Here is a 13,789-nt window from a genome sequence, read left to right as displayed (position 1 = left end):
CGATGTCGGCGGACGCGTCCGGGCCGGCGGAATTTGAACTGGCCTGGCGGGTGTCGGAGTTCACGCTCTATGGCGAGACGGCGCGCTGCCGGCTGGACGCGACGCTGCTGAAGGGCCGCCGGCGCGCGGTGGTGGCGCAGACAAGCTTGGCGACTTCTGCAGTTTCGCTCGATGCGACGAATGCGGCGCGCGCGAAGGCGCTGACGGATGCCGGGCGGGCCTGCGTCAGCGAGCTGGCTTCCTTCATCGCGGCTGAGACGCGCGCGGAGGAGTAGCCCTCAACCCTTCTTCACCGGGCAGGTGCTGATGCCGAGCAGGGTGTAGGCGGGGCACCAGCCGATGAGACCGGTGGCGAGCGGGACAAGGCCGATCCAGCCCCACGGGGTCTGCGGGCCGACGAAGACGATGGCGATCAGGGCAAGGCCGACGATGACGCGCAGGGCGCGGTCGATGGTGCCTTCATTGGTCTTGAACATGGGATGCTCCCGGAAATGAAAAGCCGGGCCTGAAGGATCAGGCCCGGCATTATTCTGGTCCGGGTTGGGGATGGGACGTATCCGGAGGATTACTTAGGGGCCGGAAGCCCTCACATCCCACGCCCTGGTCAGCCCGATTTCATTTCGTCGAAGGCGAGGTCCTTGTCGACGCGGACGTCCTGCGGGAGGCCGAGGACGCGTTCGGCGATGATGTTTTTCAGGATCTCGTCGGTGCCGCCGGCGATGCGCAGGCCGGGAGCCCACATGAAGCTCTGCTGGAAGATGGCGTCGGCTGGCATCCGGTCCTGCTCGGCGATGATGCCGTAATGGTCCTGCATCTCGATGGCCGAATTGCAGATGTCCTGCAGGTGGTTGGCGGTGATGATCTTGCCGATGGAGTTTTCCGGGCCCGGCGTCTGGCCGCGGGAAAGGGCCGTCTGGGTACGGAACTTCGTCAGCTTGTAACCCTGCGCAGCGACATACCAGTCGGCGAGTTTTTCGCGGAAGGCCTGGTCGCTGAGCGTGCCGGCGTCGCGGGCATAGGCCATGATCTCACCCCAGTCTGGACCGGGCGAGCCGCCAACGGCGAGGCGTTCGTTCATCAGGGTGACGAGGGCGACTTTCCAGCCGGCGCCGACTTCGCCGAGGCGGTCGGTGTCCGGGATGCGTACGTCGGTGAAGTAGACTTCGTTGAACTCGCGGCCGCCGGAGGCCTGGTGGATCGGGCGGACTTCGACGCCGGGCTGTTTCATGTTGACGATGAACATGGTGAGGCCCTTGTGCTTCGGAACCTTCGGGTTCGTCCGGACAAGGAGGATGCCGAAATCGGAATAGTGGGCGCCGGAGGTCCAGACCTTCTGGCCGTTGATGACCCAATGGTCACCGTCTTTCACGGCCTTGGTCTTGAGGCCGGCGACGTCAGAACCGGCGGAGGGTTCGGAGAAGAGCTGGCACCAGATTTCCTCGCCGTAGAGGGCTTTCTGGACATAGCGCTTCTTGTGTTCGTCCGAGCCGAAGGCGATGACGGTGGGGATGCACATGCCGAGGCCGATGGCGAAGGGGCCGGTGGGGGCGTCGAATTTCGATTCTTCCTGACCCCAGATGACGGCTTCCATCGCGGTGCCGCCGCGTCCGCCCCACTCCTTCGGCCAGGTGATCTGGGCGAACTTGTTCTCGGCCTTGGTTTTCTGCCAGGCCTTAGCCCGGGCAAGGGCCGATGAGTTCGAAGCACGCGGACGGGCGCCGGATTTCAGCTCCAGATGTTTCGAGAGGAAGTCATAGGCCTCCTTGCGGAAAGCGGCTTCGGCGGGGGTGTCGTTGAAGTCCATGTCTGGCTCCGTTCCTCAGTTGGTCGTGACGTTCTGTACGCAGGACCGGGATGTATGGTCCTGTATTCCGGGTAAAAAATATTTCTGTGTGATCGAATGCTGACAACGCGTTGCCTTATTCCATCCCGAATTGGGGCGTCGTATGGCAGTCATTCGCCGGGGAGACGAGCGATGGGCTCCCGCCCGCGGCGCAGCACAAAGGGATTGAACTCCATGTCCAGGATTATCGCGCACACCCGCCGCTTCGCCGCTGCCACCGCAGCTTCGATGCTGGTTGCCGGACTTGCGCATGCCGGTGTCGAGGTGAAGCTCGGCAACGACAAGCTGACCGCGACGGCCGCGACGATCAGCGTCTCGCAGCAGCCCGTCTATGACCCGGTGACCTACATGCCGGTCGAGCCGGCCAAGACGCAGCTCTATACCGGCGGCATCTACGTCACCCGCAATTTCGACTCGGGCTCGGCCAAGGTCATCAAGAACATCGTCAACGGCACCAAGGTGCCGGTGGTCGAGATCACGATCACGGCCGATGGTGCGCCGGGCAAGCAGGTCTGGAAGCTGACCGACGCGACGCTCAACAATTACTCGACCTATACGGGCGAAGGCTCGCAGGTCGTCGAGAATTTCGACATCTCGTACAAGACCGCCACGCTGGAAGTCTATGAAGGCACCGCCACCAAGCCGACCGACTCGGTCAGCTGGGAAGCGCCCCCGCCGGTCACTTACGGCGCCTATCCGGGCGAGCACTGACAACAGGGTTTGAGGGCGGCGGGAGTGATCCCGCCGCTTTTCTGCCTGGGGCGTGGTGGCCTCAGGCCGCATTCTTGGCCTCGAGGGCGCGCACCAGTTTCTCTTTCCACACCTTCGGCGAGCCAGCCTGAACCGACAGGAGTTTCGAGCGGCGGTAGAAGAGGTGGCAGTCGACTTCCCAGGTGAAGCCCATGCCGCCATGCGTCTGGATGTTTTCCTTCGACGCAAACCAGAAGGCTTCCGAGGCAGCGACCCGCGCGGCGGCGGCGGCTTCGGGAAGTTCCGGTGCGCCGGTCGAGAGGGCCCAGGCGCCATAATAGGCGTTTGAACGGGCGACCTCGTTCTTCACATACATGTCGGCGAGCTTGTGCTTGATCGCCTGGTTGCCGCCGATCGGGCGGCCGAAGGCGTAGCGGTTCTTGGCATACTCGTTCGCCATTTCGAGACAGCGAGTGGCGCCGCCGACTTGTTCGAAGGCGAGAAGCACGGCGACCCGGTCGAGCAGGGCTGAGGTGAGCGCTTCGCCCTCGCCCTTGCCGCCGAGGCGCTCGGCGGCGGCGGCGTCGAAGGTGATCTCGGCATGGCTGCGGGTGGGGTCGAGGGTCTGCACCGTCTTGCGGGTCACGCCTTTGCCGGTGAGATCGACGAGGACGAGCGAAGCGCCCTTGCCTTCTTTCGCGAGGACGACGGCATGAGTGGCGACGTCGCCGTCAGTCACGGGGATCTTGGTGCCGGTGAGGGTCTTGCCGTCGAACGTGGTCTTCAGGGTGGCAGCGGTCGGGTGGCCCGGGCCTTCGGAGGCGGCCCAGGCGCCGATGATGTCACCGGCGGCGATCTGCGGCAGGAGGGCGGCCTTCTGGGCCTCGCTGCCGGCGAGCTTCAGCGCTTCGGTAAGGTAATATGCCGTGGAGGCGAAGGGCACGGGCGCGATGGCGCGGCCCATTTCTTCGGCGAGCACGCACATTTCCAGCATGCCGAGGCCGAGCCCGCCATGTTCTTCCGGAATGGTGGTGCCGAGCCAGCCCATTTCGGCGATCTTCTTCCAGAGCGCCTTGTGATAGGGCACAGTATCGTCGTTGAGCACCTTGCGGACTTCCGAGGCGGGGCTTTCGGCATTGAGGAATTTGCGGGCTTCGCCGGCAAGGTATTTCTGGTCTTCAGAGAAATCGAAGTTCATGGCGCGTCTGGCTCCCCATCGCCCGAAGGCGTTCGTTAGATTTATCGCGGATGGGGCAAGAATAGCGCGCTTTACGCGCGCGGAAAGCCGTGACCCAGCGGAAATGGCGCTACGTCAGGCAGGGTTAACCGGTCAAATTTCACCGGTTCGATTCACTGCTCTCCCATACTCCTGTGCGACTGTCGGCGGTTCGTGAGGAGACGCACACATGGCCAAGGCCCTGTTCCACAAGTCGCAACGCGTGTTCGTGAAGCCGGTCGGCACCTGGGCGGTGATCGAGACGGTCGTGCCGCATTGGGTGAAAGATGTCGATGAGCCGCTGCGCGTGTCTTATGATTGCGGGCTCGGCCGGGTGTTCCAGGCGCATGAGCTGGTGTCCGAGCAATCGATGCACAGCCAGTTCCGCGTCGATGATGAAGACGAAGACCTGATGCTGGAGCACTGGCATATCGACCGGCGTGCCATCAAATGGCGGCCGGTGGAGTATGGCGCGGCGAATGCCAGCCCGAGCACGTTCCCGGTGGTGGCGACCGATGAGACCGGCACGAGCGGCTGGCGTGTTTCGGGCACCGAGTATGACCGCGACCCGGCGCGCATCGAGCACCAGGCGCGGATGATCGTGCATACCCCGGACCTGATGCAGATTGCCCGGCGGGTGGCGGAATTTGCGCTGAACAATCCGAATGACCTGCCGGCGGAGCTGAAGCCTGTGGCGCAGCACTGCGCGGCGATCATGCGGCACGTTTACCGGCTTGAGGACGAAGCCGCCGTCGCGGCCGAGTAATCAGCGCCGCCGGCGCGCGATCACCCAGACCAGAATGACACCTGCGCCCGCGCCAAGCGTATTGGCGAGAGCATCGCCTATGGAGGCTTCGCGGCCTGTGCCGGCGAGCCCCTGAGCGATTTCCATCAGGATGCCCCAGACCGCAACAATTAAGGCCGGCACGATGCGGCGCGGGGCGAGCCACATGGCAGTCGGGATGGCGAGCATCGCGTAGGCCCCGAAATGTCGGATCTTGTCGGAAATCTGCGGGGCGGGTGTTTCGCCCGGCGGAACCAGCGAGAAATACGCGATCACCAGCGCCAGCAGGACGGCAATCACCGCGGCGGCACGGCGGATATGCGGCGGATAGGGAATCTGGGCGGGCTGCATCTGCCCCCCTTTGCCACTGCGATGTGTGAGGGACAACATCTCTCGACGGCCTGCCCGGCCCCTTATATGGCTGGGGACTACCCGTTTGCAGACAGAACCCTGACCCAAGGAGCCCGGATGATGCGGACCGATACGCCGGTGGCAGTGAAACTGAAGGACTATGTTCCCTATCCTTTCAGCATTGATGCGGTGGAGCTGTCCTTTGATCTCGGTGCGCAGAAGACGACCGTACGGGCGCGCCTGTCGGTGACGCCGAAGGGCACAGGACCGATGCGGCTGGACGGTGAGGCGCTGCATCTGAATTATATCGCTTTGGCTGAGGGGGGCGGGAAAGCTGCGCCGCTGGACCCGGCGGACTTTGAAGTGGACGCGCGCGGGCTGACCTTGCTGGCGCCGCCGGGGGGGCCGTTTGTTCTGGAAACCGAGGTAGAGATTTCGCCGGCAGCGAATACGGCGCTCTCTGGCCTCTACCTTTCCGGCGGGCGGCTGTGCACGCAGTGCGAGGCGGAAGGCTTCCGCCGTATCACCTATTACCCGGACCGGCCGGATGTGATGAGTTCCTTCCGAGTACGGATGGAAGGGCCGAAGGCGGCCTTCCCCATCCTCCTCTCCAACGGCACGCCGGGCGAGGCGGGCGACCTGCCGGGCGGGCGCCACTTTGCCGAATGGGTCGATCCGCACAAGAAACCCGCATACCTCTTTGCCCTTTGCGCGGGCGACTATGACGTGCTGCGCGATACGTTCACGACAATGTCGGGGCGTAGGGTCGATCTCGGCATCCATGTCGACAAGGGCGACGCGCCGCGCGCGGCCTGGGCGATGGACGCGCTTAAGCGCTCGATGCGCTGGGACGAGGAAGTTTACGGCCGGGAATATGATCTCGGCGTGTTCAATATCGTGGCCGTGCGCGACTTCAATTTCGGCGCGATGGAGAACAAGGGCCTCAACATCTTCAACTCGGCCTATGTGCTGGCGGATGAGGATACCGCTACGGATTTCGATTTCGAGGCGATCGAGTCGATTGTCGCGCATGAATACTTCCACAACTGGACCGGCAACCGGATCACCTGCCGGGACTGGTTCCAGCTCTGCCTGAAAGAAGGCCTGACGGTTTTCCGCGACCAGAATTTCTCCGCCGACATGCGCTCGCGCCCGGTGCAGCGGATCAAGGATGTGATCAAGCTGCGCGCGCGCCAGTTTGCCGAGGATGCCGGGCCGCTGGCACATTCCGTGCGACCGGACACATATGGTGCCATCGATAATCTGTACACGGCAACTGTGTACGAGAAGGGCTCCGAACTGATCGGCATTCTGCGGCGCCTGATCGGGCCGGAGAAATACCGTGAAGGCATGGACCTGTACTTCGAGCGCCATGACGGGCAGGCGGTGACCATCGAGGATTTCTACGCCTGTTTCGAAGCGGTGACGGGGCGGGACTTTTCCGCATTTCGCCAATGGTACGCACAGGCGGGCACGCCGGAGGTGACCTTGGACGAGACCTGGGACGCGGAGACCGCGACCCTGAAGGTGCGCCTTCGTCAGAACACGGCGCCGACCCAGGGCCAGCCGGTGAAGAAGCCTGTGCCGGTGCCGCTGCTATCGGCGCTACTGGACGGCGAGGGCGGGCATGTGGCCGCTTCCGGACGGAAGGCTGAGCCGTTCCTCGTTGTGCTGGAAGGTGCAGAGGCCGAGCTGGAATTCCGGTTGCCTGAGGGCAGCCGCCGGCCGCTGTTTTCGGTGAACCGGGATTTCTCGGCGCCGGTGCGGCTCGTGCGGAAGCTAACGCGCGATGAGCGTCTCGCTCTGGTGCGCGCCGAGACGGATCCGTTCAATACTTGGGACGGGCTGCAGACGCTGGTGAAGGAAGAAATTCTTGCCCTGTCCGATGGCAGCCAGGCCAAGCCGGATGACGCGCTGGTCGGCGCGATTGCCGGCGCCGTGAAGGGCGCGCTAGGTGATCCGGCCTTTGCGGCGCTGCTGACGCGGTTGCCAGAAGTGGGCGAGCTGTTCCTGGAGCGCCAGCCGGCCGACCCGGTGGCGCTGGCGGCGGCGCGCGCGAAGCTGCAGGCGGCGCTGGGCAAGGCGCTGGCGGAGACGATTGGCGAGACGCTGGCAAAGCCGGCGCCGGCGCCGTATCATCCGGGGGCGGAGCAGGCGTCCGTCCGGGCGCTGCGCAATGCCTTCATTGCCCTGCTCGGCGCCTCGTCCGAACCGGAGGCAGAGGCGACCCTCTCCCGCCTTTATGACAGCGCGCCGAACATGACCGAGAGGCTGTCGACGCTGCGGGCACTGATGTTCACAAAGGGCGGCGGCAAGGCGAAGGCCATCGGCCATTTCGAACAGATGTGGAAGTCGAACCCGCTGGTGATGGACAAGTGGTTCTCGGTGCAGGCTTCGACCGGGACGGCAGAGGACGTGAAGCGGCTGATCGCGCATCCGGATTTTGACCTGCGCAATCCGAACCGGGTGCGGGCGGTGATCGGCGCGTTTGCGATGCAGAACCTGGCCGCATTCCATGCCCCGGACGGCTCCGGCTACCGGGCGGTGGAGGCGACGATCCTGGCGGCAGACAAGGCGAACCCGGCGCTCGGCGCCCGCCTGATGACAGCTTTCGAGCAATGGCGGGTGCTGGAGCCGAAGGCGCGGGGCGAGGCGGAGGCCTGCCTGAAGCGGCTGGTGGAGGCCGGATTGTCCGAAAACGCGATGGATATTGCCAGCCGGGCCCTCGCTGCGCCGGGTTGAAAACCGTTAACGAATCTATCGGATAGGTTAACGATCCGGCAACAATTCCCAAAGACACTCGTAGAATCGGGCTGCTGTGCCCGCAATATTCGAGTCGGCCTTGGCAAAAGAGAAGCCCCGCACCCGTACGGCACCCCCGCCCGGCCCGCCCGGCAAATCGGCTATGGCGGAAGACAGCCGGCGGACCTGGGGCCTTGTTCTCGGTATTCTCGGCCTGCTGACGCTCGCGCTCGGCCTGAAGGCCTGGGATGAGCGGCAGGTGAGCGAGCGGGCGTTCCTGGCGCAGCTGGACGGGGAAGCCCGGATGCTGGCCGCGCGGATTTCGGCCCGTGCAGAGTCCGGCGCGGCTATCCTGTCGATTGCGGCGGCGCGGAATCTTCCGACCTCGGAAGTTGCTGCGCGCTCGCCGGGGATCGATGCGGTTGTGGCGCTCAGCGATGCAGCCCAGTCGCCCCCGGGATCGCGGCTCGGCGATGCGGCCTTGGCGGCCGAGCAGTTCGGGCCGGACGAGACGGGCCTGACGCTGACCGGCCACGGGGATTTTGTCTATGTCGCGCCGGTGCAGGGCGCGCGCCGCCTGATTGCGCTGGCGCCGGTGACCTCGGTGTTCAGCAAGCCAGACCATGCGCGCCTCCTGCTGCGCACACCGGAAACACAGTTCGGATACGGACCAACGCATCTGGCAGGCGCCGCATCGATGGCGAAGGACGCCGTCAGCGTGATCCGGGAAGATGCCCGCGGTGTGCGGGCAGGCACGGCCTGCGCGCCGGTGAAGCCCGGCGCCGTGCAGCTCTGCCTGACGGTGGAGCGTCCGTTCTTCACGGCGGCGGACCTGATCCGCCTCGCCATCTTTGCCTTGCTGGTGTCGGCGCCTGCGCTGGCCTTGTTCGGTGTGACGCGGCGGCTGTCGAAACGGCAGACGGAAATGCTGGTGCAGACGACGCTCAACCAGGAATCCGACCGGATCCTCGGCCTCGTGATGCGCGGCGCGCAGGCGGGCTATTGGGAATGGTCGCACCAGTCCAATGCCATCTTCTTCAGCGAAGGCGCGGCGGAGTTGCTCGGTCTTGACCGCAAGGGGCTGCTGACGCTGGAAGACCTGCTCGGCCGCACACCGCTGGAAACGCATGCGCGCATCCGGGAGGCATTCACCCAGGCGCGGAGTATCGGCTGGGTGCACATGACTTTCCAAACTTCAGGGGTGCCGGTGCGCTGGATCGAGATGCGGGGCAGCCTGTCGACGGATCCGGCAACGGGCGAAGACGTGTTCGGCGGCATCATGCTGGATGTGACTGAACGCAAGCAGGCCGAAGACCGCGTACGCGCGGCTGAGCGCCGGCTGAGGGCTGCCATCGAAGGGTTTACGGGGCCTTTCGCGCTGTGGGACGCGCGCAAGCGCCTGCTCTACTGGAACCGTTCCTTTGCCATCGATTTCGGCCTGCAGGATACGCTGCGCGCGGGCATGGGGCATGACACGGTGGCGATTGCGCGCGCGGGCGCTGTGCTGACAGAGCGCCGCTCCGCCGAGGACAGCCGCACGACGGTGATCGCGCTGCGCAACGGGCGCTGGCTGAAGATGGTAGAGCGCTCGACGCCGGATGGCGGCCTGCTGACCGTCGGGGTCGATATCAGCGAGAACGTGCGCAACGAGGAAGAACTGACGCGGCAGAAGGAGCGGATGAAGCGCGCGGCGCTGGACCTCGAACGCTCCGAAGGCAAGGCGAAGGAGCTGACCAAGAAGTATTCCGAAGAGAAGGCCAAGGCCGAGCGCGCAGCCTTCACCAAATCGGCCTTCCTCGCAAACATGAGCCATGAGCTGCGCACGCCGCTCAATGCGATCATCGGCTTCTCCGAGATCATGACCAATGAGCTGTCCGGTCCGCTGGGCGATCCTTCGTACAAAGAATATGCGCGCGACATTCTCACCTCCGGCCAGCACCTGCTCGATATGATCAACGACATTCTCGACATGGCGAAGATCGAGGCAGGCAAGATGACGATCACGCCGCAGCCGATTGACCCGGTTGATCCGGTGGATGCGGCGGTGCGCATGATCCGGCGCAAGGCGGAGGAGAAGGAGATCGACCTCGTGCTGGATTCGGCGCAGAACCTGCCGGATATCGACGCCGATCACCGCGCCATCCGGCAGATGATCCTGAACCTCGTCTCCAACGCCATCAAGTTCACTGACCGGGGCGGGAAGATCACGGTGTCCGTCGAGCAGCGCGGGCCGGAGATCTATTTCGGCGTCATGGACACCGGCATTGGCATTCCGCCGGAAGACCTGCCACGTCTCGGCCAGCCGTTCGAACAGGTCGCCAAGACCAAGGATCGCAACACGGATGGCACCGGCCTCGGCCTGGCACTCACCAAATCCTTTGCAGAGATGCATGGCGGGCGGATGACGCTCGCCTCGGTCTATGGCGAGGGCACGACGGTGGCTTTCTACCTGCCGATTGGCGGGCCGGGCTCGCTTGGCGCGCAAATCCCGCCAGCCAGCAGCGTCGCCTGAGAGCATCCCGAGAGACTTCCCAAGTCGTCCGTACAGGAATATGTTACCCCTCGTCCAGCGGGAGGGGACGATCTATGAAACTGCTACGCTCAGGCGTCATCGCGCTTGCCGTCTGGCTTGCGGGGATGATGCCCGCACCCGCTGCTCTTGCGCAAACAGGCTTGTTCTCAAAAGACTATAGCTGGGGAGCTTTGCAGGCAGGACAGTGCTATGCGATCTTTTTCATTGGCGACCGGCTCGAGATCAGCTGGGCAGGAAATGACATCCGGTACTCATGGTCCGGAGGGTGCGACAGCGAGGGCCTGATTACGGGACAGGGCAAGCTGACGACCGAGTTTTGGACGCCCCCGTCGGACTGGAACCCTTCCCGAACGAATTACCGGCTTGAGACAACCGGCTCAGCCTCGCAGGGTATGTTCACCGGCATGACTTCCGAGGCCACATTCTCGGACGCGGATGATTGGAACGATGCGACCCCGCCCGGAACGATGCAATGGCATGATTTTGGAGATGTCCGGAACCCGATGCCGTCCTTCTATCAGAACGGATGCTCGTACTTTGTCGATGGGAATGGGCAGGCAGATCTCTCTGAGCCGAGCTTTGGCTGTGATCCCGGCGGCGGCCAGCGCCTGCTTGCCGCCATGCGGGCCGGCGACATGTCCTATTTTGCCGGTGGCGAGGATGAGACGGCCGGCGGCAGTTCTGAACCCGCTCCGCCGGAACCTTCGGCGAATGCTTCCGGCGGTACCGTGTCCGGTGCGTTGGGAGCCGCCGCCGGATTGACCGGTGCACCCGGCGCCTGCGCGCGGACGCCGGACGAGACGCTTGCGCTGTTTGATCGCGACTTCGGTGCGCTGACAGCTGCCCGGCCTTTGCCCCCCGGCGCGGGCGCGCGAGACACTTATCAGTACTCGTACTATCTGGGTGTTGAAGGATTGAAACTCCTTGATCCCTATCGGGGCTGTCTCGGTCCGCACGAGGCGCCAAACGATACGCAGCTCAGGGAAATGGTGAAAGCCGGGAAGACCGGGTGCGAGGCGCTGTCCACATCGGCAGCCACATGCGTGCCGCAATACCCGTTCTGACGTTCAGGAGGGCCGCAGGTTCCAGGCAACGATTTCCGCTGCGCCGGACGTAAGCAGGACCTCGCCCCACGCGCCTGTCTTGAGTTTGCGGTCGAGGGCGGCGGGCTTTTTGCTCACGATGTCGGGCAGGAAGCGGGCCGTGCCGTTGCTGGTGACGGTGAGGATGTTGGCATCTGCGGGCAGCGCAGCGATGTCAGCCAGAAGGGCTTTCCAGCCGGTGCGGATGGCTGCCGGGTCGACAAGCCAGCCGGGCGGCGGTGTGCCGTCTTCGTCCCAGGCTTTCAGCGCGGCTTCGCCGAGACGGGCAGTGACCGCCTCCTCAGGCTGGTTTTCATCCGGGCCGTAATCGATTTCGCGCAGGAAGGGCCGGATGAGCAGCGCGGGCGCATCGCTCCGTTTACTGAGGATTGCGCGGGCGGTGGCGCGGGTGCGTTCCAGCGGTGAGGCGAGCGCGGCAGCGAAGCGCGTATCGGCGAAATGCGCGGCGAGGGCGTCTGCCTGCGCGCGGCCGGAGACGGAGAGTGGCAGGTCGGTGCGTCCGCCGACGCGGGTTACCGTGTCGCCCTTGTCGAATGTGTTGCCGTGGCGGACGACGAACAGGCGGGGCATCGCTCAGCCCGCGTCCGGATCGCCATGTTCGGCGACGAGGCGTTCGGCAAGGGCGATGTCTTCGGCGGTGTCGATGCCGGGAATGGCGATGCGGCCGGGCTGTACTTCGACGGCCTGCATGCTCATGCCGTTCTCGAGGATGCGCAGCTGTTCGAGGCCTTCGAGACGCTCATACCGGCTTTCGGGCAGCGCGCAGTAGCGGCGCAGCGCGCCGAGGCGGTAGGCGTAAAGGCCAATATGCTGGAAGACCGGCGAGAGCGGGCCGAGCTTGCGCAGGTCTGCTTCCTTACGCATCGCCGGCAGGATGATCTTGGAAAACCAGATGGCTCGGCCCTGCGGATCCGTGACGAGTGTGGTGCCGGAGAACGGGGTTTCCTGCTTGTGCGCGCGCAGCCGGTCGAGCGCGTCCCAGCTCAGGCGAATGTAGGGTGTGGCGGCATCTGTGCCGGAGGCGGCGAGCGCTTCGACGATGGCGGTGACGTGCGCAGCGGGCGTGAAAGGGGCGTCGCCCTGCAGATTGACGATGAATTCCGGCTCAGCGCCGAGGCCTTCAGCGGCGGCAAGGGCGCGGTCGGAGCCGGAGGGCAAGGCAGGGTCGGTCATCACGACGGGGATACCGGCATCGCGGCAATGTTCCAGGATGCGCATGTCATCGGTGGCGACGACATATTCCGCCTGCGGAAGACCTGCCGCGGCGCGCCGGGCGAGGCCGGCGACGCGGCTGACCATGCTGCGGCCTGCGATCAGGGCGAGCGGTTTGCCGGGCAGGCGCTGCGAAGCATAGCGCGCGGGAACAACGATCAGGGTTTTCATGGGGGCTACTGGTTCGCGTCGATCGCCTGCGCGACGGCGAGGATCGGGCCAACCCATTCGAGCGCGGGTTCGGAGACGCCTTCCTTGCGCAGGAATTCGGTGAAGGCGGGCACGAAGTTCTCGTTGCCGCGGCATTGATTCAGAGAGGTGCGTAGTTCAGGGACAATGACTTTGTTGAAGCTGTTGGCGAACTTCTGCAGGTCTTCCGCCTTGGCGGCGAGCAGGATGGCGCGGACAGTGTCGACCTTACCGTCGGGCCGCGCGACCTGGCGCAGGTCGGAGATGAGGCCGCGATTCTCGCGGGCGAAGCGCGACAGGATCTGGTCGGTGCGATAGTCGATCCAGGCGGCGGTGCATGGCTCCGGCGCAGTGGCGCAGGCGCCGAGCGTGGTGGCCATAGCCAGGGCGGCGAAGGCGGCGCGGAGTTTCATGGCACTCTCCCCTTTTGATCTGCGTGCCACCCTAGCCGCTCAACGCGCAGCCGGAAAGCGGGGCGCGGCAGGCAAAAAATACCCCGGCCTTCCCTGAAGACCGGGGTGTCTCTTGCGGAGACGAGAAGCGTTATTCGCCTTCGAGTTCCGATGTCTCAGGTGTCTTCGGTGCCTTCTGGGGCTTGGGCGCCTTTGGCAGATCCATATCGAAGTCGAAGTCATAATCCATGTCGATGTCCGCGTCGCCGGAGCGGACGACGAAGACCTGCTTGCCGCGATGACCTTTGGCTGCGGCACGGAACTTCGCCTTCTCGGCCTCGGTAATGCCGGGATAGTTGCCGACATAGGCAAGTGCCTTTTCGGATTTAAGTGCGGCGCGGTCTCCCTTCACACAGGCGAGGCGGACGGTGTCGCCGTCGACATCCTTGCGCTCGATGACGGCCGTTTCGCCATCGGCAATCGGCTTCTTCCGGCAATCCTCGACTAGGTCTTCGATGACTTTTGCCTGCGCTTGAATGCGGGCTTCGAATTCCGGGCCGAAGCGCTCTTCGACGATCTTTTCGATCCGGTCAGAATTGGCTTCGATCCGGCGCTCGATCACCGCCATTTTCTTTTCGACTTCCGCTTCCGCGCGGGCGTCGATCTTGATCGTGTGCTTCGCCATCCGCTTTTCCATATCGGCGGCGCGCGCTTCGATGGCAGCAGCTTTTGCT

General features: G+C 64.6%; 14 protein-coding genes. 6 read left to right on the top strand and 8 right to left on the bottom strand.

Annotated elements, in window-relative coordinates:
- Nucleotides 1–275, top strand: a 275-nt coding sequence (locus ACK4TE_RS15065) for a hypothetical protein (protein ID WP_409912357.1), incomplete at its 5' end; no start/stop codon positions are given.
- A 3-nt stretch (nucleotides 276–278) separates the two neighbouring features.
- Here the strand turns inward: ACK4TE_RS15065 and ACK4TE_RS15060 are convergent.
- Nucleotides 279–476, bottom strand: coding sequence for a DUF2892 domain-containing protein (locus ACK4TE_RS15060; protein WP_409912356.1), 198 nt, complete (start codon nucleotides 474–476; stop codon nucleotides 279–281).
- A gap of 128 nt (nucleotides 477–604) precedes the next feature.
- Nucleotides 605–1,804: an acyl-CoA dehydrogenase family protein gene (locus tag ACK4TE_RS15055; RefSeq protein WP_409912355.1), complete on the bottom strand. Its 1,200-nt coding sequence runs from the start codon at nucleotides 1,802–1,804 to the stop codon at nucleotides 605–607.
- A gap of 213 nt (nucleotides 1,805–2,017) precedes the next feature.
- On the opposite strand from ACK4TE_RS15055, the gene ACK4TE_RS15050 reads away from it, so the two are divergent.
- Nucleotides 2,018–2,554, top strand: coding sequence for a type VI secretion system tube protein Hcp (locus tag ACK4TE_RS15050; RefSeq protein ID WP_409912354.1), 537 nt, complete (start codon nucleotides 2,018–2,020; stop codon nucleotides 2,552–2,554).
- A gap of 61 nt (nucleotides 2,555–2,615) precedes the next feature.
- On the opposite strand, the gene ACK4TE_RS15045 is transcribed toward ACK4TE_RS15050, so the two are convergent.
- Entirely contained in the window at nucleotides 2,616–3,731 is a 1,116-nt protein-coding gene (locus ACK4TE_RS15045; RefSeq protein WP_409912353.1) for an acyl-CoA dehydrogenase family protein, read from the bottom strand.
- 208 nt (nucleotides 3,732–3,939) lie between these two features.
- On the opposite strand from ACK4TE_RS15045, the gene ACK4TE_RS15040 reads away from it, so the two are divergent.
- Nucleotides 3,940–4,515: a hypothetical protein gene (locus ACK4TE_RS15040; RefSeq protein WP_409912352.1), complete on the top strand. Its 576-nt coding sequence runs from the start codon at nucleotides 3,940–3,942 to the stop codon at nucleotides 4,513–4,515.
- On the opposite strand, the gene ACK4TE_RS15035 is transcribed toward ACK4TE_RS15040, so the two are convergent.
- On the bottom strand, nucleotides 4,516–4,884 hold the full coding sequence (locus ACK4TE_RS15035) for a VanZ family protein (protein WP_409912351.1): 369 nt from the start codon (nucleotides 4,882–4,884) through the stop codon (nucleotides 4,516–4,518).
- Nucleotides 4,885–5,004: 120 nt separating this feature from the next.
- Here ACK4TE_RS15035 and pepN point away from each other — a divergent pair, with 120 nt between their 5' ends.
- From pepN to ACK4TE_RS15020, 3 genes are all read left to right on the top strand, one after another.
- Nucleotides 5,005–7,626, top strand: a complete 2,622-nt coding sequence (gene pepN, locus ACK4TE_RS15030; protein ID WP_409912358.1) for an aminopeptidase N — start codon at nucleotides 5,005–5,007, stop codon at nucleotides 7,624–7,626.
- A 163-nt stretch (nucleotides 7,627–7,789) separates the two neighbouring features.
- A complete protein-coding gene (locus ACK4TE_RS15025; protein ID WP_409912350.1) occupies nucleotides 7,790–10,138 on the top strand; it encodes an ATP-binding protein in 2,349 nt (782 codons plus the stop codon).
- A 74-nt stretch (nucleotides 10,139–10,212) separates the two neighbouring features.
- Complete coding sequence (locus ACK4TE_RS15020; protein WP_409912349.1) at nucleotides 10,213–11,223, top strand: hypothetical protein; 1,011 nt, start codon at nucleotides 10,213–10,215, stop codon at nucleotides 11,221–11,223.
- A 3-nt stretch (nucleotides 11,224–11,226) separates the two neighbouring features.
- Here ACK4TE_RS15020 and ACK4TE_RS15015 read toward each other — a convergent pair whose 3' ends face one another.
- The 4 genes from ACK4TE_RS15015 to ACK4TE_RS15000 form a co-directional block, all read right to left on the bottom strand.
- On the bottom strand, nucleotides 11,227–11,832 hold the full coding sequence (locus tag ACK4TE_RS15015; RefSeq protein ID WP_409912348.1) for a histidine phosphatase family protein: 606 nt from the start codon (nucleotides 11,830–11,832) through the stop codon (nucleotides 11,227–11,229).
- 3 nt (nucleotides 11,833–11,835) lie between these two features.
- Nucleotides 11,836–12,645, bottom strand: coding sequence for a 3-deoxy-manno-octulosonate cytidylyltransferase (locus ACK4TE_RS15010; protein WP_409912347.1), 810 nt, complete (start codon nucleotides 12,643–12,645; stop codon nucleotides 11,836–11,838).
- A 5-nt stretch (nucleotides 12,646–12,650) separates the two neighbouring features.
- On the bottom strand, nucleotides 12,651–13,076 hold the full coding sequence (locus ACK4TE_RS15005) for a hypothetical protein (RefSeq protein ID WP_409912346.1): 426 nt from the start codon (nucleotides 13,074–13,076) through the stop codon (nucleotides 12,651–12,653).
- 130 nt (nucleotides 13,077–13,206) lie between these two features.
- Nucleotides 13,207–13,789 (bottom strand): hypothetical protein (locus ACK4TE_RS15000; RefSeq protein ID WP_409912345.1); only part of this gene is annotated, 583 nt, incomplete at its 5' end.

It is taken from the genome of Hyphomonas sp., assembly GCF_046313975.1.
In the GTDB taxonomy this organism is placed as follows: Bacteria; Pseudomonadota; Alphaproteobacteria; order Caulobacterales; family Hyphomonadaceae; genus Hyphomonas.
This window is presented reverse-complemented; position numbering and strand designations above follow the sequence as displayed.